We start from the raw sequence: 23,389 nt of genomic DNA, 5'->3' as shown, positions 1-23,389 counted from the left end.
GGTAAACCCGCTCCCACAGGGATCGGAACACCTGTGGGGGCGGGTTTACCCGCGAAGAGGCCGGCCTGCCATCTACAAAGACTGACCTATGAACACAGCGCAAAGTGCCGCTCAGCTTCCTGATGCAGAAACCGCCGTCCCCCTGTGGTCCACCCTGTAACCACCCCCAGGAGGACCACCCCATGCCCGTTGAAATCGATGAAACCACCCGCCGCTGCACCCTCATCAGCGAAGACCTGCGCATCGAGGGTGATGGCCCGTCCATCGAAATCGTCACCGACGAACAGCTGCGCATGTCCGTGGCCTTGCTCGCCGGCCAGCGTGTGCCCATCACTGAAGCCGAGGCCGATGCACTGACAGTGGCGGGTGCGGTGGATAGCCGCAGGCATCTGAAGGCCAGCACTCCAGGCTCGGTAATCTGAGGCCTGGCGGGGCCCGCCCGGAAATCTGATACGGTTTTTATCGCAAAATCTGAGCCTGTGCTGATAACAGCCTCAGGGCCATAGTGCTCATGCCTGATCGAGGCCTGATGAGCACCGAGCCATGAACGATAGAATCCCTTTCACAGAGATCGCCACCGCCCCAGCCAGCCCCCTGCCGCGACGCGCCGACAATGGTATCCATACCCGCAGCTTCACCGGGCTGTACCGCAACCTGCGCATCGGCTTCGCCGGCGCCCTGTTCGTACTGTTCTTCGGCACCGCCTGGCTGAACTGGAACGGCCGCCAGGCCGTGCTGTGGGACCTTGGCAACAGCAAGTTCCACATCTTCGGCGCCACCTTCTGGCCGCAGGACTTCATCCTGCTGTCGGCGCTGCTGATCATCTGCGCCTTCGGCCTGTTCGCCATCACCGTGTATGCCGGCCGCGTGTGGTGCGGCTACAGTTGCCCGCAAAGCACCTGGACCTGGCTGTTCATGTGGTGCGAAAAGGTCACCGAGGGCGACCGCAACCAGCGCATCAAGCTGGCCGCCGCGCCCTGGAGCCTGAACAAACTGGCTCGTCGCACGCTGAAGCACAGCCTGTGGTTGGGCATTGGCGTGCTCACCGGGCTGACCTTCGTCGGCTACTTCACCCCGATCCGCCCCCTGGCGGCAGAACTGTTCACCTTGCAACTGGGCGGCGTGGCGCTGTTCTGGGTGCTGTTCTTCACCGCCGCCACCTACGTCAATGCCGGCCTGCTGCGCGAAGCGGTGTGCCTGCACATGTGCCCCTATGCGCGCTTCCAGAGCGTGATGTTCGACAAGGACACCCTGGCGGTCGCCTATGACCCGCGTCGCGGCGAAGCCCGTGGCCCGCGCAAGAAAGGCAGTGACCTCCGCGCCCAGGGCCTGGGCGACTGCATCGACTGCACCTTGTGCGTGCAGGTATGCCCCACCGGCATCGATATCCGCGATGGCCTGCAAATGGCGTGCATCGGTTGCGCGGCATGCATCGATGCCTGTGACGGGGTAATGGACAAGATGGGCTACGCCCGTGGCCTGATCGGCTACAAGTCCGAACGCAGCCTGCAAGGTGGCACCACCCATTGGCTGCGCCCGCGCCTGCTGGGCTACGCTGCCGCGCTGGGGGTGATGATCGCGGCGCTGGTGGTGGCCTTGCAGCTGCGCCCGATGGTGTCGCTGGACGTGATCAAGGACCGCGGCCTGTTCCGCGAGAATGCCCAGGGCCAGATCGAGAACATCTACCTGCTCAAGGTCATCAACAAGACCGAAAGCACCCGGCACTACGCGCTGCGCCTGCTGGACGCCGACGGCTTCAGCCTGCAAGGCAAGACCTCATTCATGATCCCGGCCGGTGAAATGAGTGAACTGCCGGTGTCGGTGGCGATGCTCGCCGAGCGCCCGGCCAGCAGCTCGCAGACGCTGAGCTTTGAAATCAGCGAGCGCGACGACCCCAGCATCCGCAGCGTGGCCCACAGCCGCTTCGTCGCACCGATGAACCGTTGATCCCTTACACTGATTCCACCTTGCCTGCCAGGCTTCGACAGAAGGCCAGAATGAAACGCTACGAACGCTTTGCCGACGACATCGCCGAACTGATCCGCTCCGGGGTGCTGGGCCCCGGCCAGCGCGTACCCTCGGTGCGCTATGCCAGCCAGACCCACGGGGTCAGCCCGTCCACGGTGTTCCAGGCCTACTACCTGCTGGAGCGGCGCGGGTTGATCCGTGCCCGGCCGCGCTCGGGCTATTTCGTCAACGCCCACGCCCCGCGCCAGTTCAGCGAGCCGCAGGCCTTGCAGCCGGTCAGCGAATCCACCGACGTCGACGTCAGCGCGCTGGTGTTCTCGATCCTCGACTCGATCAAGGACCCAAACACCGTGCCGTTCGGCTCGGCCTTCCCCAGCCCCGAGCTGTTTCCGCTGCAACGCCTGGCGCGCTCGCTGGCCAGCGCCAGCCGCAGCATGGACCCGCGCATGGTGGTGACCGACCTGTCACCCGGCAACCCGCAGCTGCGCAGGCAGATTGCCCTGCGCTACATGGTCGGCGGGCTGATGCTGCCGATGGAGGAGCTGCTGATCACCAACGGCGCGCTGGAAGCCTTGAACCTGTGCCTGCAGGCCGTCACCCAGCCCGGCGACCTGGTGGCCATCGAAGCCCCCGCCTTCTATGCCTGCCTGCAGGTACTGGAGCGGCTCAAGCTCAAGGCCGTGGAAATCCCTGTGCACCCGCGTGAAGGCATGGACCTGGGTGTGCTGGCGCAAACGCTGGAGAAGCACCCGGTCAAGGCCGTGTGGTGCATGACCAACTTCCAGAACCCGGTGGGTGCCAGCATGCCGGAAGCGAAAAAGCAGGCACTGGTAGAGCTGCTGGCGCGTCATCAGGTGCCATTGATCGAAGACGACGTGTACGCCGAACTGTACTACTCGCAACAGGCACCCAAACCGGCCAAGGCCTTCGACACCCAGGGCCTGGTGATGCACTGCGGCTCGTTCGCCAAGAGCCTGGCACCCGGCTACCGCATCGGCTGGGTGGCAGCCGGGCGCTTTGCGCAGAAGATCGAACGGCTCAAGCTGATGACCTCGCTGTGCGCCTCGATGCCGGCCCAGGCGGCCATCGCCGACTACCTGCAGCACGGTGGCTACGACCGCCACCTGCGCAAACTGCGCTATGCCCTGGAAGGCCAGCAGGCCAACATGCTGGCGGCCATTGCCCGGCATTTCCCGGCGCAGACGCGGGTCAGCCAACCGTCCGGCGGCTACTTCCTGTGGCTGGAGCTGCCCGAACAGATGGACGCCCTCAAGCTGTTCCACATGGCCCTGGCCCAAGGCATCAGCATCGCCCCCGGGCCGATCTTCTCGCCCACCCGGCGCTTCGGCAACTGCATCCGCCTGAACTACGGCAGCCCCTGGCACGAGGATGCCGAACGGGCCATGGAAACCCTGGGGCGGATCATCCGCTCGTTCTGATGGCTGGTGCCCCGGTGGGCGACTATAGTTGCCCGATACGCTCACCGGGCCCTCGCCATGCAAGCAGATTCGCTCCCGTCATTGGCACAGCTGCAAGCGCGTGTCGCAGAACTGGAAGCGCGCCTGGCCAAGCGCGACGACACGGTACAGGCCCATATCCAGCTGCTGGGCGAGCTGCTCGACAACAGCCTGGCCAACGTGTTTGCTGCCGACCGCAGCATGCGCCTGATAGCGATCAACCGCACGGCCCGGGAAACCTTCGAGCGTTACCGTGGCTTCGTGCCGCAGATCGGCGATTACGTGCCACAGTTCCTGATCAACCAGCCTGACATCATGGGCCGCCTGGCACCGGTGTGGCCACGCGTGCTGGCCGGCGAAGCCTTCATCGACACCATCACCCTCGGCCCGCCCGACGCCCCCCGCCACTACGAGATTCGCTACCACCCGTTGCACGATGCGCAACAGCAAGTCCAGGGCGGGTATCTGTTTGCCTATGACATCACCGAGCGCACGGCCGAGCAGGAGCGCCTGCGCCAGGCCGAAGAAGCCCTGCGCCAGTCGCAGAAAATGGAGGCGGTCGGCCAGTTGACCGGTGGCATCGCCCACGACTTCAACAACTTGCTGGGCAGCCTGCTTGGCGCACTGGAACTGGCAGAGCAACGCCTGAGCCAACAACGCCTTGCCGACACCGCCCGCATGCTTGGGCTCGGCCGTAGCAACGCACTGCGCGCCTCAGCCCTGGTGCAGCGGTTACTGGCCTTTTCGCGCCAGCAGACGCTGATGCCACAGGCGGTGGACGTGCAGCGACTGGTTGCCGACATGCATGACCTGATCCGCAGCTCGACCGGCCGTCACATCGACTTCCAGGACCGCACGCTGGCTGCACAATGGTCGATCCGCATCGACCCGCAACAGCTGGAGAACGCCCTGCTCAACCTGTGCATCAACGCACGTGACGCCATGCCGCTGGGCGGCACCTTGCGGATCGGCTGCGTAAACGCCGATCTCGAAGCGGCCGACGCCAAGCGCCTGGACCTGCCGCCAGGCCACTACCTGCGCATTCGAGTCGAGGACACTGGCGTGGGCATGTCCAGTGAGGTGCTGCAACGCGCCCTCGAACCCTTCTTCACCACCAAGCCACTGGGCCAGGGCACTGGCCTGGGATTGTCCATGGTCTATGGCTTTGTTCGCCAGTCCGGGGGCCAGCTGCTGATCGACAGCGTCATCGGGCAAGGCACTTGCATTCACCTGTACCTGCCCCGGGACCGGAGCGCTCCCGCAACCTGCCACGACGAGCCAGCAACATCCGCCACCGCGCCCCTGCAGGCGCGCGGGTGCCGGATCATGCTGGTGGAAGACCAACCGGCCTTGCGCCTGGTGCTGGTCGAAGTGCTGACGGAGCTGGGCCACCAGGTGCAGGCTTTCGAGGGCGGCCACCCGGCGCTTGAATCGTTGAAGGAAGGGCCGCCACCGGACTTGCTGATTACCGATGTCGGCCTGCCTGGGCGGGTTGACGGTTATCAGCTCGCAGAGGCCTACCAAAACCTTGTGGAGCATGCCCCGGTATTGCTGATTACCGGCTACGACGCTGCCGATACGATGCACTTTGCCCGGCCCGACAGGCGCACCGAACTGCTGCACAAACCCTTCGACCTGAGCACCCTTGGCGAACGGATCGAGCGGCTGCTGGGCATTGCGCCACACCCGCGTTGACTGGCTATTCGCCTGTTGCCGAACACGCTAAAGTCTGGGCTTCATCCACTGTCGGACGTCGGCATGCCCTCCCGCGACCTGCTTTCACTGCGCCAACAAGTCGAAGCCCTGCAGCAACAGAACGCGCTGCTGGAAGCCCGCCTGGCAAGCCATCAGCAACACGACCATAACTTCTACCGCTCGCTGTTCGACACCATGGACGAAGGCTTCTGCATCATCGAGTTCTTCGATGGCCCGCACGGCCCGCTGAGCGACTATGTGCATGTGCTGGCCAATGCGGCCTATGCCAAGCACGCCGGCATCCCCAACGTGGTCGGGCAGAAACTGCGCGAGATGGTGCCCGATGAGGCCGACGATTGGGTCGCTCGTTATGGCGCGGTGCTGCGCACGGGCGAGCCGCTGCATTTCGAGCAGGAGCTGGTCGCCACCGGCCATGTGTTGTCGGTGACCACCTTCCGCGTAGAGCCTGCCGAAAAGCGCCAGGTGGCGGTACTGTTCAAGGACGTCACCGCACGCCGACGGGCAGAGGAGGCCCTGCGGCGCCTGAACGAGGAGCTGGAACAACGAGTCAACACGGCACTGGCAGAACAGGCCAAGGCCGAGGAGGCCCTGCGCCAGGCACAGAAGATGGAAGCGATCGGCCAGCTCAGTGGCGGCATCGCCCACGACTTCAACAACCTGCTGGGCGGCATCCTCAGTGCCCAGGAGCTGATGCGCCAACGCCTGGAGCAATCCCGTTTCGACGCCCTGGAGCCGTTGCTGAAGCTGTCCAGCGACTCGGCGCAGCGGGCCTCTTCGCTGGTACACCGGCTGCTGGCATTTTCCCGTCAGCAGACCCTGCAGCCCTGCTCCACGCAGGTGGCCACGCTGGTGAGCGGCATGGAAGAGCTGCTGCGCCGCACCATCGGCCCCTCCATCACCCTGACCAGCCATTTCCCCTGCCAGCTGTGGCCGACCTTCATCGACCCGCCGCAACTGGAATGCGCCCTGCTCAACGTGTGCATCAATGCCCGCGATGCCATGCCCGCCGGCGGCGTGATCGATATCCTCGGTGACAACCTGCAGCTCGACGACCAGCAAGCCCGTGCACTGGAACTGCCAGCTGGTGAATACGTACGGCTGTGCATCAGCGACAACGGCAACGGCATGTCGGCGGAGGTGGCCGAACGCGCCGTCGACCCGTTCTTTACCACCAAGCCGATGGGCCAGGGCACCGGCCTGGGCTTGTCGATGGCCTACGGTTTCGTACGCCAGTCGGGCGGGCAGCTACGGGTGTTGTCGACACTTGGCGAAGGCACCCGCATCGAGCTGCTGCTTCCCCGCCACCACCAGCCCCCCGCAGCCCCCGCCACCAGGCCAGCGCGCACATTGCTGGAAAAAAGCAGCAGCGCCACGCAGCGTATCCTGCTGGTCGAAGACCACGCCGCCTTGCGCGTGGTCGTCTGCGAGGTGCTGGAAGAACTGGGTTATCGGGTCGATGCATTCGAGAACGGCCCGGCCGCCCTCGCTTACCTGCAAGATGGCGAGCGGCCAGACCTGCTGTTGAGCGATATCGGCCTGCCCGGCGGCCTGAATGGCCGCCAGTTGGCTGAACGTTGCCGCGAGCGCCACCCCGGCCTCAGGGTGCTGTTCATCACCGGCTACGACGAAAGTGCGGCGCTCAGTGACGGCCAGTTGCTGCAAGGTACTCAGGTACTGACCAAACCGTTCGAGCTGGCAGTGCTGGCCGACCGAATACGCGCGCTGCTGGAGGATTGAGCGGCGCGCTCAGCGCCCGCCGCCCAGGTCGATGAAGCTGCCGGTGGAGTACGAGGCTTTGTCCGAGAGCAGCCAGAGGATGGCCTCGGCCACTTCCTCGGGGCGCCCGCCGCGGCCCATGGGCAAGCTGGGCTCCAGCTTGCTTACCCGGTCGGGGTCGCCCGACAGCGCGTGGAACCCGGTATGGATGTAGCCTGGCCGCACACCATTTACCCGCACACCCTCGCCTGCCACTTCCTTTGCCAGGCCAATGGTGAAGGTGTCGAGGGCGCCCTTGGAAGCGGCATAGTCCACGTATTCGTTGGGCGAGCCCAGGCGTGCGGCCACCGACGACACGTTGACGATGGCCCCGCCCTGCCCGCCGTGCCGGCGCGCCATGCGCAGCAGTGCGTGCTTGGTACAGAGCATGGGGCCGACGACATTGGTCTTCATGACCTTGAGCAGACGGAATTCGGACATGTCCTCGACCCGGCTTTGCTGGCCGATGGTACCTGCGTTGTTGACCAGTGCGGTGACCGGGCCGAGTTCTTCGTCCACGCGCTGGAACAGCCGGATGACCTCATCCTCGACACTGGCGTCGGCGCGTACGGCGATAGCCTCGGCGCCCAAGGCGCGGACCTGTTCAAGGATGTCATCGGCGGCTTGATCGTCGGTGTGATAGTTGATGCAGATGCGATAGCCCTGGCGGGCGGCCAGCAGTGCCGTGGCGGCGCCGATGCCGCGGCTGGCACCGGTGATGACGAGGACTTTCTCCATGGATCTGCCAATCGTTTGGAAAGGGAGCTTCGACAATAGGGGAAAAGGCTGCGCGTGGGAATGACCTTTCCTTTTACTGCCTGGGCTTGCCCTGCCGGGGAAACAACGTCTCGAATCGCGGTGTCGCCCGCGCAACGAAACCCAGCCCCTGGTGCATGATGAAATAGGCAGCTATTTCATGCCGCTCGGCGAAGGCATAGCCTTCCTCCGGGCCGAGCACCATCAACAGCGTATCCAGGGCATCGGCACGCAGCACGGAAGGGTCGACCACCGACACTGCCGCCAGCGCGTGCTTGACCGGCTTGCCGACACGTGGATCGAAGGTATGCGAATAGCGCTGGCCACCTTCCTCGAAATAGTTGCGGTAATCGCCGGCGGTGGCAACACCGTAGCCATCCAGGGCGATGGCGCGCTCCACTTGCTGCTCGCCCTCGCCACTTGGTACTTCGAGGGCAATACGCCAGGGCGCGCCATCCGGCTTGCGGCCGACCCCCTTGAGTTCGCCGGTGATCTCGACCAGATAGGCCTGGATGCCCAACGCCGCAAGCCTGTCACCTACCCGGTCCACTGCATAACCGGCGAGCATGCTGTCGAAATCCAACTGCGCCGCCACATCCTTGCACAGCTTTTCTCCATCCAGGTGCAAATGCTGCAGGCCTACCCGTGCCTGCTCACGCGCCAGCGTGCTGGCATCTGGCACTTGCCTGCCTCGTGACTGCGGGCCAAAGCCCCAGAGGTTCATCAATGGCAAAACCGTCAGGTCAAAGGCCCCGCCGCTTTCGCGGAACAGAGAAACACCGTACGCCAGCAAGTGCTGCATCTCTTCCGGCACTGCCTGACAGGCGCCGGCCGGCAGAGCGTTGAAGCGGGAAACCACGGAGTCGCCGCGCCAGTTGGAAAACTGCTTGTCGAGCGCCTCGAGAATCATCTCGACTTCACTCTTTACCTGCTGCGCGGTGGGCGCCTGCGCGGTGGGTACGTACTGGACCGAATAAGTGCTGCCCATGGTCGGCCCGCCAAAGCGTTCGATCCTTTCGCCGCAGCCACACAGCAGCGTCACCAGCATGACCAGCAGACTCGCGCGCATCATTCGACACCTCGCCGACTCTGGCCGCCCGTTCGCGGCGCAGGTTATTTCACCAGAATTGCGAGATGGCAATTGGCCTACCGTTCATCAGCAAACCTGGTCAAAAACCGAACAAAATCCTCCTCGAGCACTCTTATCTGCGCGGGTGATCAATCATCCCCCCTCCCTTTCCGCTTAACGTCCCGGAATTTACAAAACCATCATGTGCATAAGCGCATAGGGGCGTCCTTTGCCCAAAAATTGGAGGACAGTCAATGTCTAGCCATTCGTTGCAGAGCGTCGAACGCCTGCAGAGCCGCATCCGCGCCCAGCGTCAGCCGCAACAGAAGCCTTTCTGGCGCCGTCTGCTGGCAATCGCCTCGTCTTCTCAGCGTAGTTGGCACGGAGGGATCGAGCTCAGGGGATACAAGGAACTGTCCAACGCCACGCCAGTTGCCCCGGTCGCACTCGGAAAGATCCAGCTGGCGATCCCGCTCGGGCGGGGTCGGCGGTTTGTCCAGCCTTGCGTGCAGCCGGGGCAGCATGTGCGCAAGGGCGAAGTGATCGGTATTGGCGACAACACCACCGCTTGGGTGCATGCCAGTACCTCCGGCACCGTGGAACGGATCGACCACGTCTTCGCGGCCGACTCGGCCGAGCCGGTCATGGCCGTCATCCTGAACGCAGATGGCCTGGATGAGTGCATCGAACGCCCGGCACCGGGCCTGCCGCAAACGCCAGATGCGCTGGTCGAGCGTGCATTGCAGATGGGCATAGTCGGCCTGGGTGGTGCGGGTTTCCCGACAGCCCTCAAGCTGGCCGGCGCCCGGCAGCCCGACCTGCTGCTGATCAACGGTGCCGAGTGCGAGCCGTTCCTTACCTGCGATGACCGCCTCATGCGCGAGAATGCCGAAGCGTTGATCGAGGCCGCCGACTATGTCGCCGCACTGCTTGGGATAACGGCAACCCGTTTCGGCATAGAAACCAACAAGCCGGAAGCGATGGCCACGCTACGTGCCGCCGCTCGCCAGGCGCGTACCCGGGTCGAGATTTGTCCACTTCCGGAGCGTTACCCGGCAGGTGGGCAACCACTGATGATCAAGAGCCTCAGTGGCCGCAATCTGGCCCCGGGGAGCCGGCCTGCCGATATCGGCGTGCTGGCGCTGAATGTCGCAACGCTCTACGCACTGGGCCGGGCCGTCTTCCATGGCGAACCACTGACCAGCCGCGTGCTGACGCTGACCGGTGACTGCGAGCGCCCAGGCAATGTGCGGGTGCCAGTGGGTTACCCGGTCAGTGAACTGCGCGCGATTGCTGGCGCGTCCCCCACTGGGCAGCTGACCCAGGTCGGCGGCCCGATGATGGGCCAGCCACTACCAGACGCCAACGCCTTCGTCAGCAAGACCAGCAGCTGCCTGATATTCGGCGCCGAGCGCTACCTGCCAGCGGCTCGCCCCGCCAGCAGTTGCATTCGCTGCACGCGCTGCGTGGATGTCTGCCCGATGTCGCTCAGGCCGCTGGACCTCTATGCTGCCGCCGAACGCCAGGACAAGGCCAGCCTGCAGGAACTGCGCCTGGACGCCTGCATCGAATGCGGCAGCTGCAGCAGCATCTGCCCAAGCAATATCCCGTTGCGCGAACGCTTCCGCCAGAGCAAGACGGAGGTCCGCGCATGAGCCTGGTACGCCACCCCATCCCGCAACGGCTGCGCACGGTGATGCTGCTGGTCGTCCTGTGCCTGCTGCCGGGCACCGGCCTGTATGCCTGGCAATTCGGTGTCGTGGTCTGGGTGCAGGCCTTCTGGTGCGTACTGTTCGCCCTGGGCTTCGAAGCCGCCCTGCTGCGCCTGCGCGGGCATGCCGTACGCGAGGGTTTGAGCGACCTCAGCTGGCTGGTGCTGGGCCTGATACTGGCGCGGGCATTGCCGCTGATGGTGCCGTTATGGATGATCGCCCTGGCCAGCTTTGCCGCGCTCGCACTGTGCAAGCACGCCAGTGGAGGCCTTGGTCGCAACCGCCTCAACCCTGCCATGGTTGGCCTGGGGATCGTTGCCATCTGCTTTTACCAGCAGTTGTACCCCGCGCCATCGAACCATGCCCCCTGGACCGCAGCCCTGGATGTCAAGGCGGTTCTGCTGCAACAGCTACAGTTGGTGCCGCGCCTGGATCTCGATGCGTTCGCCGGCGCCACTCAGCTGGCGCAGAACGAGTTCACCCATGTCACCCACAACCTGTCGGGGTTCGGCTACATTGCCGGCGGTTTGCTGCTGGCTTCGCTGCGGGTGATTCGGATCGAGATTCCGCTGGCGATGATAGCGAGCACGGTATTGCTGTGCATGGCTGCCGGCCACAGCTTTCAGGAAGCCGTGTACAACCTCAGCCTAGGCGGCTATCTCTTCACCGCCTTCTTCATCGCCACCGATCCGGTAACCAGCCCAGATACCCGCGCCGGTCGCATTCTCTTCGGCGTCACCGTCGGCACGCTGACCGAGCTGATTCGCGAATTCGGGCTGTATGCCGATGGCCTCTGCTTCGCCGTGCTGGCCGGCAACCTTCTGGTGCCGCAAATAGACCGGTTGGTGCTGCGCATGCAGCGGCCCTGGTACACAGCAGCGAGTGCCTGACATGGCATTTGGCAAGGGCTAGAGCCCGGGCCTTGTTCTGGCCCGGCTCAATGCCCTGCCGACGCCGGCCCGGCCTTGGCGGTAAAGGGCGGTTTGGCAAACCCCACCAGCAGGATCAACCCGGCAAACACCCAGGTCATCAGGGTGAAGTAGTCCACCGTCGACATCATGTACGCCTGCCCGTTGAGTATCTGCTCCAGCTGCGCATAGCTCTGCGGGCTGGCCCCACCCAGCTGCTCGAGGGTATGCCGCGTGGCCGGGTCGAACTGGCTGATGTGCTCGCTCAGGTAGGCATGGTGCTGGTCCGCCCGGCGAATCCAGATCCAGGTGGTCAGCGACGCTGCGAAACTGCCGCCCAAGGTACGCAGGAAAGTTGCCAGGCCCGAGCCATCGGCAATCTGCTGCGGTGGCAGGTCGGACAGCAGGATGCTCAAGGTCGGCATGAAGAACAGCGCCACGCCAATGCCCATGAACAGCTGCACCAGCGCCACATGCTGGAAGTCCACCTCGCTGGTGAACCCGGCACGCATGTAGCAGCTGCTGCCGATCGCCAGGAACGCCAGCCCGGCCAGCACACGCAGGTCGAAGCGGTGCGCGTACTTGCCCACGAACGGCGACATCAGCACCGGCAACAGGCCGATCGGCGCCACCGCCAGGCCGGCCCAGGTAGCGGTGTAGCCCATCTGCGTCTGCAGCCACTGCGGCAGGATCAGGTTGATGCCGAAGAACCCGGCATAGCCCCCCACCAGCACGATGGTGCCGACGCGGAAGTTGCGGTGCGCGAACAGGCGCAGGTTGACCACCGGGTGACGGTCGGTCAGTTCCCAGATCACGAACACCGCCAGGAACACCAGCGAGATCAGGCTGCCGACAATGATGAACGACGACTCGAACCAGTCCAGGTCATTGCCTTTGTCCAGCACCACCTGCAACGCACCAACGCCGATGACCAGCGTCAGCAGGCCGATGTAGTCCATCGGCTGGCGGCTGGTGACCACCGGCCGGGTGCGCATCTGCTGGCGCACCACGGCGGCGGCGAACAGGCCGATGGGCACGTTGATGAAGAAGATCCACGGCCAGCTGTAGCTGTCGGTGATCCAGCCCCCGAGAATCGGCCCGGCAATCGGCGCCACCACCGTGACCATCGCCAGCAGCGCCAGGGCCATGCCGCGCTTGGCCGGCGGGTAGACCGCGATCAGCAAGGTCTGGGTCATCGGGTACAACGGCCCGGCCACCACGCCCTGCAGCACGCGAAAACCGACCAGCTCCGGCATCGACTGGGCAATACCGCACAGGAACGAGGCCAGCACGAACAGCAGCGTGGCCCAGATGAACAGCTTCACCTCGCCAAACCGCCGGCTGAGCCAGCCGGTCAGCGGCAAGGCGATGGCGTTGCTCACCGCGAACGAGGTGATGACCCAGGTGCCCTGCTCGTAGCTCACCCCCAGGTTGCCGGAAATGGTTGGCAAGGCCACGTTGGCGATGGTGGTGTCGAGCACCTGCATGAACGTCGCCAGCGACAGGCCGATGGTGGTCAGCAGCAGGCTCGGCGGCGTGAACTGGGCAGCAGCGTTGTTGCTCATCGCTGGGCCGTCTTGCCGGTTGCGCTGTTTTCGTGGATCAACCGGGCAATCAGGTTGTCGGCTTCGACCAGCTGGCGGTCATACACCTGGGTGGTGTAGCTGGCCTGCTGTGGTGGCTGCTGGGCCAAGGCCGGGCCGCTCTGGTCGTGCAGGTCGACCTCGACCACGGTGGACAGGCCGATACGCAGTGGGTGGTCCTTGAGCTGGTCGGGGCTGAGGTGGATGCGCACCGGCACGCGCTGGACGATCTTGATCCAGTTACCGGTGGCATTCTGCGCAGGCAACAGGGCAAAGGCGCTGCCGGTGCCGGCGCCTAGGCTGTCGACCGTGCCGCTGTACCTGACTTCGCTGCCGTACAGGTCGGCGCTGATCTGCACCGGCTGGCCGATACGCATGTCGCGCAGCTGGGTTTCCTTGAAGTTGGCGTCGATCCACACCTGGTCCAGCGGGATCACTGCCATGGTCGCGGTGCCCGGTTGCAGGCGCTGGCCCAGCTGCACGGTACGCTTGGCAACATAGCCGGTGACCGGTGCCACAAGGGTGGTGCGGGCGTGGTCGAGGTAGGCCTGGCGCAGGTCGGCGGCGGCGGCCATCACCTCGGGGTGCGAGGACACCACGGTGTCGTCGACCAGCGCGGTGCTGGTGCTGAGCTGCTGGCGCGCACTGTTGACGGCGGCCTCGGCCACGCTCAGGTCATCGCGGGCATGGGACAACTCTTCGGCAGCAATCGCACCGCTGTCGGCCAGCACCTTGCGCCGATTGAAGTCCTGCCGGGCCTTGCGCAGCTCGGCCTGGCGGGTTTCCAGCTGGGCCTTGAGCGCGTCGACGTTGCTGTACAACCCGCGCACCTGGCGCACGCTGCGCGCCAGCCTGGCTTCGGCAGACTGCAAAGCCACCTGGCTGTCGGCCGGGTCGAATTGCAGCAGTACCTGGCCGGCGTGGACCAGGTCGCCGTCATCGGCACCGATGCTGGTGACGGTGCCGGTGACCAGCGGGGTGATCTCCACCACGTTGCCGTTGACGTAGGCATCGTCGGTGCTTTCGTGCCAGCGCCCGACCAGGCTGTACCAGGCCCAGGCACCGGCGCCGGCAAGGATCAGCAGCAATAGCAGGCCAAGCAGCCAGGCCTTGCGCTTGCGCGACGGTTCGGGCGCGGCGGAGGGAGTCGGGGTGTCTGCGGGAGTGGCCATGACAATACCTTGGATAATTCGTGACAGGGATCAACGATCGCCGAAGCGGCGGATCGTCAACGGGTCGCCGGCAGCGAGCAGGACCTTGGCCAGCAGGCCTTCCAGGGTCTGGAGCTCTTCGGCTGCCAGCGCGCCGCACAACTCGTTCATGGCCGCCGCGCCGATTTCCGGCAGGCGGTCAGCCAGGCGCTGGCCATCGGCGGTAAGGGCCAGACGCACCTGGCGGCGGTCGTCGGCGCAGCGGTTGCGCACGATCAGCTCCTTCTGCTCGAGGCGGTCGAGCATGCGGGTCATCGAGCCGCTGTCCAGGCCCAGGTAACGGCACAGTTCGGCCGGGGTGTCCACCTGGTACTGGGTGACGATGATCAGCACCTTGAACTGCGCGGCGGTGACGCCTTCCGATTCGAGGTGCCAGTCGAGAATGCGGTCCTTGAGGATCGCCGCACGGCCAAGCAGCATGCCGATGGCGCAGGTCTGGAAGTTTTCGGGGGAGAAATGGGCCATCGGAGACTGCTCGATTAATTGTGTAAAAATATTACTGCCTAGGCAGTGAATGTCAAAGCTTTGATTAGGTTGCTATGGAAAATTTCATGAATTGCTTAAGCACACCTGAAAACCTGCGCGCCCTTGTGGGAGCAGGCATGCCCGCGAACACGGGCGAAGCCCGTGCCATCCTCCGCGGTGCCTGCTTCGCGGGCACGCCCGCTCCCACAGGGAACTGTGACTGCTGTCACTGCCGCAATCGCAGGCCCAATGCCTCCACCGCCCCGCAGGCTATGGCCATGCCCACCAACTCCGCCAGGCTATCGGCCTGCAACCGCTTCATCACTCGCCCCCGGTACAGGTCCACCGTCTTCACGCTCACGCCCAGCCGCTCGGCAATCTCGCGGTTGCTCAACCCTTGGGCCAACGGCTCGAACACATCGCGCTCGCGCGGGGTCAGGCCGTCGATGCGCGCCTGCACCCGGGCCAGCGCCTGGTCGTCCTGGCGTGCCCGCCCGGCGTTCTCCAGCGCGGCCTGTACGCTGTCGAGCAGCAACTGGTCGTTGTAGGGCTTTTCGATGAAGTCGCAGGCGCCGGCCTTGAATGCCCGCACCACGATCGGCACATCGGCATGGCCGCTGACGAAGATCACCGGCAACCCCAGGCCACGCTCGCGCATCGCCTGCTGCACCGCCAACCCGCCCAGCCCGGGCATGCGCACATCCAGCAGCACGCAAGCCGGCCCATCGTCGACGCAGGCGTCGAGAAACGCCTGCCCACCGGCGAACGGCAAGGCCTGCAAGCCCACCGACTGCAGCAGCCACACCGTGGAGTCCCGCATACCCTGGTCGTCATCCACCACATACACTTTCGCTTGCACCGCCATCTCCCCTTATCCCCTGCTGACCGCCAGGCGGCAGCACAGTACCAGACCACCATTGTCACCGGCTCGCGCCCACAGGTTGCCGCCAAAGCCCTCGATCAGGCTGCGGCTCATGCTCAGGCCAAGACCCAGGCCGTCGGCCTTGCTGGTGGTGAACGGCGTGAAGATTTCATCCAGGCGCTCGGGCGCCACGCCCGGGCCCTGGTCGGCCACCTCGACCAGCACGCCATCGCCATCGCGCGCGGCGCCAAGCAGGATACGTGACGGCCGCTCGCCATGCTGCTCGCGGTTGGCATCGATGGCGTTGCGCAGCAGGTTCAACAGCACCTGCTCCAGCAGTACCCGGTCGGCATACACCAAGGGCAGCTGCGCGCTCATGCGCAGCTCGACCACCACCTGGTCACGTGCGGCCTCCCAGGCGCACAGGCGCATGGCTTCGCCGGCCACCTCGGCCACGTCCAGCGCCTGCAGGCGGCGTGGCCCCTTGCGCAGGAAGGCGCGCAGGCGGCGGATCACTTCGGCGGCATGGGTGGCCTGTTCGCAGATGCGCTGCAGGCCCTGCCCCACCCGCTCGCGGGCCTGCGGGTCACGCTCCAGGCCCTGCAGGTAGCGCTGGCTGGCATTGGCGTAGTTGACCACTGCAGCCAACGGCTGGTTGATCTCGTGGGCAATGCCCGAAGCCAGCTCGCCCAAGGTGGCCAACCGGGCACTGTGCGCCAGGCTTTCCTGGGCTTCGATGCGCAGGGTGATGTCGCGAGACACGCTGACCACCTCGACCACCGCGCCGGTGTAGGTTTCGCGGATGGCCCGGCTGGCGATTTCGAACCAGCGGTAGCCGCCTGCGGCCTGGCGCACGCGGCAGGTCATGGTGTGGTAGCCGTCCTGGTCCAGGGCGGCGGCGGCCTGGCGCAGCACCTGGCGACGCTCGCGTGGGTGCAGCAAGGTATGCACGGCCATGCCGCGCAGTTGCTCGGGCCACAGGCCAAGCAGGCGGAATGCCGCCGGCGAGGCATCGAGGAAACGGCCGTCAGGGCTGTGCCGGGAGATCAGATCGGTGGTGTTCTCGATGATCAGCCGGTACAGACGCCGGGCGCGGCTGGCCTCGCGTGCGCCATGGCGCTCGTCGCTGGCGTCGCGGCAACGCGCCAGCACCTGCTGGCCCTGGTCGTCAGGGATGAAGCTCCACAGCACGATGCGTTCGCCGACTTGCACCTCGACATCGGCGATCGCCCGGCGCTGGCGCAGGCAGGCGCGCACCAGGGCGGTGCAGTTGCCCGGCAGCCAGCTGGCCAGTGCCGGGCCTTCATCGACCCAGGCCTGCAGTGCCGGGTTGAGTGCCAACGGCCTGGCGTCGCCAGCCAGCATCAGGCTGGGTTGTGGGTCCTTGGCGAGCAAGGGATAGGCAGTGTTGTCCACGGTAGGCGGCTCGTTGTTATAGTAGTTTTACTATATTGCTATAGTCGATATTCCTAATACCATAGCGACTCGCGTAAAACTGCGACAAGGGAGCGGCCCACCGTCCGCGTCCCTGCACCCTGAACAGAGCTAACAATCAGCCACCGGGGGTCAAGCGCACAGGTTGTGCCTGCCTCCCCTACAGGATTACCGCATGTCGATCTATGCCCAGGGCCTGATGCCCGCTGCCGTCAACCATGTCGCGCTCACTCCGCTGAGTTTCATCGAACGCACCGCTGCCGTATACGGCGACTATCCGGCGGTAGTGCATGGTGCCATCCGCCGCAACTGGCAGCAGACCTACCAACGCTGCCGGCGCCTGGCCAGCGCCCTGGTGGGCCGGGGTATCGGTCGTGGCGACACCGTGGCGGTGATGCTGCCCAACATTCCGGCCATGCTCGAAGCCCATTTTGGCGTGCCCATGACCGGCGCCGTGCTCAACACCCTGAACGTCCGCCTGGATGCCGAAGCCATCGCCTTCATGCTGCAGCATGGCGAGGCCAAGGTGCTGATCACCGACCGCGAGTTCCACACGGTCATCGAGGCGGCCCTGGCCTTGCTCGAGCACCCGCCATTGGTGGTGGATGTGGATGACCCGGAGTATGGCGAAGGCCGTGCGGTCAGCGAACTGGATTATGAGGCGTTCCTCGCCGAGGGCGACCCGGACTTTGCCTGGGAGTGGCCCGATGACGAGTGGCAGGCGATCTCGCTCAACTACACCTCCGGCACCACCGGCAACCCCAAGGGCGTGGTCTACCACCACCGTGGCGCTTACCTGAACGCCCTGGGCAACCAGATGGTCTGGGGCATGGGCCATCGCCCGGTGTACCTGTGGACCCTGCCGATGTTCCACTGCAACGGCTGGTGCTACCCATGGACTATCACCGCGCTGGCCGGCACCCATGTGTTCCTGCGCCGGGTCGACCCGCAGAAGATCCTGACCCTGATCCGCGAGCACCGGGTCAGCCACCTGTGCGGCGCGCCGATCGTACTCAACGCCCTGGTCAACATGCCCGAGGCGGCCAAGGCGGCCATCGAGCACCCGGTGCAGGCCATGGTCGCCGGCGCCGCGCCCCCCGCCAAGGTCATCGGCGCCGTGGAAGAGATGGGCATCCGGGTCACCCACACCTACGGCCTGACCGAGGTCTACGGCCCGGTGACCGTGTGTGCCTGGCATGACGAATGGGATGAACTGGCGCTGGAAGAGCGCGCGCGGATCAAGTCCCGCCAGGGCGTGCGCTACCCGACCCTCGACGGCCTGATGGTCGCCGACCCGCAAACCCTCGAGCCCGTGCCGCGCGACGGCAATACCCTTGGCGAGATCTTCATGCGCGGCAATACGGTGATGAAGGGCTACCTGAAGAACCCCGAAGCCACCGTCGAAGCCTTCCGTGGCGGCTGGTTCCACACAGGTGACCTGGCCGTGTGGCACGCCGACGGCTATGTCGAGATCAAGGACCGGCTCAAGGACATCATCATTTCCGGTGGTGAGAACATCTCCACCATCGAGGTCGAGGATGCCCTGTACAAGCATCCGGCGGTACTGGAAGCCGCGGTGGTGGCGCGTCCGGATGAAAAATGGGGGGAAACCCCGTGCGCCTTCATTGCCCTCAAGCCGGGCCGCGAAGACACCCGCGAAGCCGACATCACCAGCTGGTGCCGCGAGCACCTGGCCGGGTTCAAGGTGCCAAAGACCGTGGTGTTTGGCGAACTGCCCAAGACCTCCACCGGCAAGATCCAGAAGTACGTGCTGCGCGACCGGGCCAAAGCCCTCTGATCCAGTGGTGGCCTCTTCGCGGGCATGCCCGCTCCCACAGGGACCGCACCGGCCTCGAACCCTGTGCTTGACCTGTGGGAGCGGGCGTGCCCGCGAAGAGGCCAGCCCATGTTTCCCTTATTCCAAGAGCTCCCGATGACCACCTACACAGCCCCCCTGCGCGACATGCGCTTCGTCCTGCATGATGTGTTCAACGCCCCGGCCCTGTGGGCCCGCCTGCCAGCCCTGGCCGAGCGCATCGACGCCGATACCGCCGATGCCATCCTCGAGGAAGCAGCCAAAGTCACCGGCCAGCTGATTGCCCCGCTCAGCCGCAACGGTGACGAGCAAGGCGTGCGCTTCGCCGCAGGCGAAGTCACCACCCCTGACGGCTTCCGCGAGGCCTGGCACACCTACCGCGAAGGCGGTTGGGTCGGCCTGGGCGGCAACCCCGAACATGGCGGCATGGGCATGCCGAAAATGCTCGGGGTGCTGTTCGAGGAAATGCTCTATGCCGCCGACTGCAGCTTCAGCCTGTATTCGGCGTTGAGCGCCGGCAGTTGCCTGGCGATCGACGCCCACGCCAGCGAAACGCTCAAGGCCACCTACCTGCCGCCCCTGTACGAGGGCCGCTGGGCCGGCACCATGTGCCTCACCGAACCCCATGCTGGTACCGACCTGGGGCTGATCCGCAGCCGCGCCGAACCCCAGGCAGACGGCAGCTATCGCATCAGCGGCAGCAAGATCTTCATTACCGGCGGCGAACAGGACCTGACCGAGAACATCGTCCACCTGGTGCTGGCCAAGCTGCCGGATGCACCGACCGGTGCCAAGGGCATCTCGCTGTTCCTGGTGCCCAAGTACCTGGTCGAGGCCGATGGCCGCCTGGGGGCGCGCAACGCCGCCCATTGCGGCTCGATCGAACACAAGATGGGCATCAAGGCCTCGGCCACCTGCGTGATGAACTTCGACAGTGCCGTCGGTTACCTGGTGGGCGAGCCGAACAAGGGCCTGGCGGCGATGTTCACCATGATGAACTACGAGCGCCTGTCCATCGGCATCCAGGGCATCGGCTGTGCCGAGGCGTCCTACCAGAGCGCCGCCCGCTACGCCAACGAACGCCTGCAAAGCCGCGCCGCCAGCGGCCCGCAGGCACAGGACAAGGCTGCCGACCCGATCATTCACCACGGCGATGTGCGGCGCATGCTGCTGACCATGCGCACCCTCACCGAAGGTGGGCGGGCGTTTGCCGCCTACGTCGGCCAGCAACTGGACCTGGCGCGCTACGCTGAAGACGCTGGCGAGCGCGAACATGCGCAGCGCCTGGTGGCGCTGCTGACGCCGGTGGCCAAGGCGTTCTTCACCGACAACGGCCTGGAAAGCTGCGTACTCGGCCAGCAGGTGTACGGCGGCCATGGCTACATCCGCGAATGGGGCCAGGAGCAGCGGGTGCGCGACGTACGCATTGCGCAGATCTATGAAGGCACCAATGGCATCCAGGCCCTCGACCTGCTCGGGCGCAAGGTGCTGGCTGACGGTGGCCGGGCGCTGGCCAGCTTTGCCGCCGAGGTGCGGGCCTTCAGCGTGGATGCGCCATTGCACCGTGATGCCCTGCAAGCGAGCCTGGCGCGGCTGGAGGCCACCAGCGCCTGGCTGCGGGCGCGGGCCAGCGAGGATGCCAACCTGGTCAGCGCAGTGGCGGTGGAATACCTGCAGCTGTTCGGGCTGACGGCGTATGCCTACATGTGGGCGCGGATGGCCGCGGTGGCGTTGGCCAGGCGTGACGAAGATGCCGCATTTCATGGGGCCAAGCTTGCGTGCGCGGAGTTCTTCTTCCAGCGTGTTCTGCCGCGGGGGTTGGGGCTGGAGGCGAGTATTCGGGCGGGAAGTGGCAGCCTTTATGGTTTGGAGGCGACGCAGTTCTGATGAGCCGCTGGGGGCGCTATGCGCCCCTTTCGCGACACAAGGCCGCTCCCACTGGTATCGCACAAACCCATCGGGCAGCGCTGTACCTGTGGGAGCGGCCTTGTGTCGCGAAAGGGCTGCGCAGCAGCCCCAACGATTTCAGCCTGAATGAACCTGCGCGAAGGGTTCTCAAACGCTGGAAAACCATCACCAATCCGACGAAAACCGGCACAACTGATAGTCATTCGCCATTACCTCGGTTCTCGGGAGCCCTCCAGCAAGGGTAGAATGCGCAAAACCCGGAGCCGCAATGAACCACGACCGCCTCAATCCCAGCCCAGACGATGCCATCACCGACGCCGCCGCGCACTGGTGCATGCGCCTGCACGCCGAAGATTGCACGGTGACAGAGCGCGAGGCGTTCGCCCGCTGGCTGGCGGCCGACCCCCGGCATGCCGAGGAATACCAGGCGATGCTGGAAATCTGGCAAACCGCCGACCTGCTGCCGCGCAATGCAACCGTCATCGACTTCAACCCGCCCGTGCAAAAGGCCGCACGCCCGCGCAACTGGCGGCCGCTGGCATCCGCTGCCGCGATCGCCCTGGCGGTGCTGCCGCTGGCCGGCTGGGTGGGCTGGGAACAAGGCTGGCTACCCAATCACTATCAGCACTTCGAAGCCGGTGCGCACATGCAGACCGTGCAGCTGAGCGACGGCAGCACGGTGCAGCTCAACCTCAACACCGAGCTCACCTACCTCAACTACAAGGACCAGCGCCAGGTCACGCTCAAGCGTGGCGAGGCGTTCTTCAAGGTGCAACACGACAGCAGCCACCCGTTCATCGTGCATGCCGGTCGTGGCCAGACCCGCGTTACCGGCACCCAGTTCAACGTGTGGAAGTACCAGGACCAGGTCAAGGTCACCCTGGTGGAAGGTTCGGTGCTGGTATCCAGCGACGGCAGCGCCGGTGGCTACCGCCTGGGCCCGGGGATGCAGGCCAGTTATCACAAGGGCGACTTCGAGCCGCAACTGGAGCAGAGCGACGACTACGGCAACAGCCTGGCCTGGCGCGACGGCAAGCTGGTGCTCGACAACCTGAGCCTGGAACAGGCCCTGCCGATAATCAACCGATACCTCGATGCGCCGCTGCTGCTGGCCGACGCCAGTACCGGCCGCATCCGCATCAGCGGCATCTACAACACCCGCGAGGTGGGGCGCCTGGTCAACAACCTGCCCAAGGTGCTGCCGGTCTACCTGACCCGCAGCAAGGACGGCAGCACCGTGCTCAACCGCATCTCGCCGCCGCCCGACAAGGGCTGACGCCCTCCCCCTACAGCGTCATCGCCGCCAGCCAGCCGAACGCCAGCAGTGGCAGGTTGTAGTGGATGAAGGTGGGCACCACGGTGTCCCAGATATGGTGGTGCTGGCCATCCACGTTCAACCCCGAGGTCGGGCCCAGGGTCGAGTCCGAGGCAGGCGAGCCGGCGTCACCCAGGGCGCCGGCGGTACCAACGATGCACACGGTGGCCAGCGGGTCGAAGCCCAGCTGCACGCACAGCGGCACGAAGATCGCGGCCAGGATCGGCACGGTGGAGAACGACGAGCCGATGCCCATGGTCACCAACAGGCCCACCAGCAGCATCAGCAAGGCACCGATGCCCTTGCTGTGGTCGATCCACTGCGCCGAGGTTTCCACCAGGCTGTTCACCTCACCGGTGGCCTTCATCACATCGGCAAAGCCCGAGGCGGCAATCATGATGAAGCCGATCATGGCCATCATCTTCATGCCTTCGGTGAACAGGTCGTCAGTGTCCTTCCAGCGCACGATGCCCGACAGCGAAAAGATCAGGAAGCCGACCATCGCGCCGATGATCATCGAATCCAGCCACAACTGGATGATGAACGCCGAGGCAATCGCCAACCCGGCCACCAGCAGGGTCAGCGGGTTGTACTGCACGCTCACCTGCTCCACCTGCTCGATGCGCGCCAGGTCGTAGTCACGCTTCTTGCGGTAACTGATGAATACCGCCAGCAACAGGCCGGCCAGCATGCCGGCCGCCGGGATGGCCATGGCGTGGGTGACATTCACGCCACTCACGTCGACACCCGCGCGGGCAACGTTGGCCAGCAGGATTTCGTTGAGGAAGATGTTGCCAAAGCCCACCGGCAGGAACATGTACGGGGTGATCAGGCCGAAGGTGATCACGCAGGCGATCAGGCGGCGGTCGATGCGCAGGCGGGTCAGCACGTACAGCAGCGGCGGCACCAGCAAGGGGATGAAGGCAATGTGGATAGGCAGGATGTTCTGCGACGACACCGCCACCACCAGCATCAGGCCGACCAGCAACCATTTGACCTTGCCGCCATTGGCATGACCCTGGCGGTCGATCATGGCCAGGGCGCGGTCGGCCAGGGCATGGGCCAGGCCGGACTTGGCGATGGCCACGGCAAAGGCGCCCAGCAGTGCATAGGACAGGGCCACCGTGGCCCCGCCACCGAGGCCGCCGTTGAAGGCCTTGAGCGTACCCTCGATACCCAGGCCGCCCACCAGCCCACCGGCCAGGGCCCCGATGATCAGGGCGATGACCACGTGCACGCGGGACAGGCTGAGTATCAGCATGATGCCGACCGCGGCGATCACTGCATTCATGGTTGGCTTACCTCATTGCGACAGAAAAAAAGCGCGCACTGTGAAGCAGTGGGCGGCAGATGTCAAAAGCGCCATGTTGCGGCGGATTACACAGAGGGCGGAAATTTAAATTGAATGTTTGAATAAAGAAAAAATGGGATGGGCCGATAGGGTGGGAAGGCTG

18 protein-coding genes are annotated in these 23,389 nt (G+C 65.2%); 10 read left to right on the top strand and 8 right to left on the bottom strand.

The window, feature by feature from the left end; translation table 11 throughout:
* Positions 1-182 precede the first annotated feature (182 nt).
* The 5 genes from IRZ77_RS22140 (at position 183) to IRZ77_RS22120 (ending at position 6,878) form a co-directional block, all read left to right on the top strand.
* On the top strand, positions 183-422 hold the full coding sequence (locus IRZ77_RS22140) for a DUF3203 family protein (protein WP_046615383.1): 240 nt from the start codon (positions 183-185) through the stop codon (positions 420-422).
* A gap of 121 nt (positions 423-543) precedes the next feature.
* The gene (gene ccoG / locus IRZ77_RS22135; protein ID WP_196174437.1) at positions 544-1,947 is read left to right on the top strand and encodes a cytochrome c oxidase accessory protein CcoG; all 1,404 of its coding nucleotides are present in this window, start codon (positions 544-546) and stop codon (positions 1,945-1,947) included.
* 50 nt (positions 1,948-1,997) lie between these two features.
* On the top strand, positions 1,998-3,407 hold the full coding sequence (mapR, locus tag IRZ77_RS22130; protein ID WP_196174436.1) for a GntR family transcriptional regulator MpaR: 1,410 nt from the start codon (positions 1,998-2,000) through the stop codon (positions 3,405-3,407).
* 57 nt (positions 3,408-3,464) lie between these two features.
* On the top strand, positions 3,465-5,120 hold the full coding sequence (locus tag IRZ77_RS22125; protein ID WP_196174435.1) for a PAS domain-containing sensor histidine kinase: 1,656 nt from the start codon (positions 3,465-3,467) through the stop codon (positions 5,118-5,120).
* Between the two features lie 63 nt (positions 5,121-5,183).
* The gene (locus IRZ77_RS22120; protein WP_196174434.1) at positions 5,184-6,878 is read left to right on the top strand and encodes a response regulator; all 1,695 of its coding nucleotides are present in this window, start codon (positions 5,184-5,186) and stop codon (positions 6,876-6,878) included.
* Between the two features lie 9 nt (positions 6,879-6,887).
* Here the strand turns inward: IRZ77_RS22120 and IRZ77_RS22115 are convergent, their stop codons facing one another.
* Together IRZ77_RS22115 and IRZ77_RS22110 are read right to left on the bottom strand one after the other, a co-directional pair.
* Entirely contained in the window at positions 6,888-7,634 is a 747-nt protein-coding gene (locus tag IRZ77_RS22115; RefSeq protein ID WP_196174433.1) for an SDR family oxidoreductase, read from the bottom strand.
* 73 nt (positions 7,635-7,707) lie between these two features.
* The gene (locus tag IRZ77_RS22110; protein WP_196174432.1) at positions 7,708-8,724 is read right to left on the bottom strand and encodes an FAD:protein FMN transferase; all 1,017 of its coding nucleotides are present in this window, start codon (positions 8,722-8,724) and stop codon (positions 7,708-7,710) included.
* A gap of 251 nt (positions 8,725-8,975) precedes the next feature.
* On the opposite strand from IRZ77_RS22110, the gene rsxC reads away from it, so the two are divergent.
* Both rsxC and IRZ77_RS22100 read left to right on the top strand, forming a co-directional pair.
* Positions 8,976-10,376, top strand: a complete 1,401-nt coding sequence (gene rsxC / locus IRZ77_RS22105; RefSeq protein ID WP_196174431.1) for an electron transport complex subunit RsxC — start codon at positions 8,976-8,978, stop codon at positions 10,374-10,376.
* Positions 10,373-11,323 carry an RnfABCDGE type electron transport complex subunit D gene (locus tag IRZ77_RS22100; protein WP_135002329.1) on the top strand — a complete coding sequence of 317 codons (951 nt, stop codon included), beginning with the start codon at positions 10,373-10,375 and terminating at the stop codon, positions 11,321-11,323. The genes rsxC and IRZ77_RS22100 overlap by 4 nt, the downstream gene beginning before the upstream one ends.
* Positions 11,324-11,370: 47 nt before the next feature.
* On the opposite strand, the gene IRZ77_RS22095 is transcribed toward IRZ77_RS22100, so the two are convergent.
* The 5 genes from IRZ77_RS22095 to IRZ77_RS22075 form a co-directional block, all read right to left on the bottom strand.
* Positions 11,371-12,906 carry a DHA2 family efflux MFS transporter permease subunit gene (locus IRZ77_RS22095; protein ID WP_135002330.1) on the bottom strand — a complete coding sequence of 512 codons (1,536 nt, stop codon included), beginning with the start codon at positions 12,904-12,906 and terminating at the stop codon, positions 11,371-11,373.
* Positions 12,903-14,096 (bottom strand): HlyD family secretion protein, encoded by a 1,194-nt coding sequence (locus IRZ77_RS22090; RefSeq protein WP_046615392.1) that lies wholly within the window; start codon positions 14,094-14,096, stop codon positions 12,903-12,905. The genes IRZ77_RS22095 and IRZ77_RS22090 overlap by 4 nt, the downstream gene beginning before the upstream one ends.
* Before the next feature lie 30 nt (positions 14,097-14,126).
* Positions 14,127-14,600, bottom strand: a complete 474-nt coding sequence (locus IRZ77_RS22085) for a MarR family winged helix-turn-helix transcriptional regulator (protein ID WP_046615393.1) — start codon at positions 14,598-14,600, stop codon at positions 14,127-14,129.
* Between the two features lie 226 nt (positions 14,601-14,826).
* Positions 14,827-15,465, bottom strand: a complete 639-nt coding sequence (locus IRZ77_RS22080) for a response regulator transcription factor (RefSeq protein ID WP_196174430.1) — start codon at positions 15,463-15,465, stop codon at positions 14,827-14,829.
* Positions 15,466-15,471: 6 nt separating this feature from the next.
* A complete protein-coding gene (locus IRZ77_RS22075; RefSeq protein WP_046615395.1) occupies positions 15,472-16,878 on the bottom strand; it encodes a sensor histidine kinase in 1,407 nt (468 codons plus the stop codon).
* Positions 16,879-17,071: 193 nt separating this feature from the next.
* Here IRZ77_RS22075 and IRZ77_RS22070 point away from each other — a divergent pair, with 193 nt between their 5' ends.
* The 3 genes from IRZ77_RS22070 to IRZ77_RS22060 all read left to right on the top strand — a co-directional run bounded on the left by IRZ77_RS22070 (position 17,072) and on the right by IRZ77_RS22060 (position 21,896).
* Positions 17,072-18,694, top strand: coding sequence for an acyl-CoA synthetase (locus IRZ77_RS22070; protein WP_085602181.1), 1,623 nt, complete (start codon positions 17,072-17,074; stop codon positions 18,692-18,694).
* A 135-nt stretch (positions 18,695-18,829) separates the two neighbouring features.
* Entirely contained in the window at positions 18,830-20,599 is a 1,770-nt protein-coding gene (locus IRZ77_RS22065; protein WP_196174429.1) for an acyl-CoA dehydrogenase C-terminal domain-containing protein, read from the top strand.
* Positions 20,600-20,888: 289 nt separating this feature from the next.
* Positions 20,889-21,896, top strand: coding sequence for a FecR family protein (locus tag IRZ77_RS22060; protein WP_046615398.1), 1,008 nt, complete (start codon positions 20,889-20,891; stop codon positions 21,894-21,896).
* Positions 21,897-21,906: 10 nt separating this feature from the next.
* Here IRZ77_RS22060 and IRZ77_RS22055 read toward each other — a convergent pair whose 3' ends face one another.
* Positions 21,907-23,226 carry a Na+/H+ antiporter family protein gene (locus tag IRZ77_RS22055; RefSeq protein ID WP_046615399.1) on the bottom strand — a complete coding sequence of 440 codons (1,320 nt, stop codon included), beginning with the start codon at positions 23,224-23,226 and terminating at the stop codon, positions 21,907-21,909.
* Positions 23,227-23,389: the final 163 nt, after the last annotated feature.

The sequence above is a fragment of the Pseudomonas pudica genome, assembly GCF_015680405.1.
Classification (GTDB): Bacteria; Pseudomonadota; Gammaproteobacteria; order Pseudomonadales; family Pseudomonadaceae; genus Aquipseudomonas; species Aquipseudomonas pudica.
This window is presented reverse-complemented; position numbering and strand designations above follow the sequence as displayed.